Source organism: Mycobacterium talmoniae, assembly GCF_001854525.1.
Taxonomy (GTDB): Bacteria; Actinomycetota; Actinomycetes; order Mycobacteriales; family Mycobacteriaceae; genus Mycobacterium; species Mycobacterium talmoniae.
Window position 1 is genome coordinate 1 of sequence record NZ_MLQM01000369.1, and the last position, 672, is coordinate 672.

Below are 672 nucleotides of genomic sequence, written 5' to 3' on the forward strand. Positions count from 1 at the left end.
CCCCCGGCCCCCCACCCCCCCGGCCGGGCCGCCGACCCGGCGGCGGGGGGCCCCCCCCAGCCCGACCCCCGCCGAGGACGCGCAGCCGATGTGGCCGGCCACCGCCGCGGCGCGCGGGGCGATATCGGTGGCCAGCCGGGCGAACCGCGGCGCCGGCACCGCCAAGATCACCGCGTCGGCCCGCCAGTAGCCGCCGGCGGAATCCCGCAGCGACCAGCCGTCGGGGCTGCGGTGAATCCACTGCACCGCGGCCTGCACCCAGCGCAGCTGGCTGCGCCGGATCAGCTCGTCGATCAGCACCGCGTAGCCGCCGGCCAGCGCACCGAACACCGGCCCGTTGCGGTCGGCCGGCAGGGCACGGCGCACCGCCTCGGTCAGGTTGGGCGCGCCGGCATCCAGCGCCGCGGCCACGGTGGGGGCGGCCGCGCGCAGCCCGATCGTCGACGCCGAACCCGCGTACACCCCGGCCAGCATCGGATCCACCGACCGGGCCACCACCTGCTCGCCAAACCGGTCGGCCACCAACCGGGCCACGGTGGGATCGGCCCCCGGACGCCAGCTCAGGGCGTGGGCGGGCTCGGCGTCGATGCGGGCCACGCAGCGGCGTCTCGTCGACCCGGGCCGCGCCGGCGGGGGTGGTGGGGGCGCGGGGGGCGGGGCGCGGGGCGGCGG

Annotated in this window: 1 protein-coding gene; it reads right to left on the reverse strand. The window is 80.5% G+C overall.

Translation table 11 applies throughout. From position 1 onward, the window contains the following. Window positions 1-597 (reverse strand): FAD-dependent oxidoreductase (locus BKN37_RS27415; protein ID WP_242657383.1); only part of this gene is annotated, 597 nt, incomplete at its 3' end. Window positions 598-672: the final 75 nt, after the last annotated feature.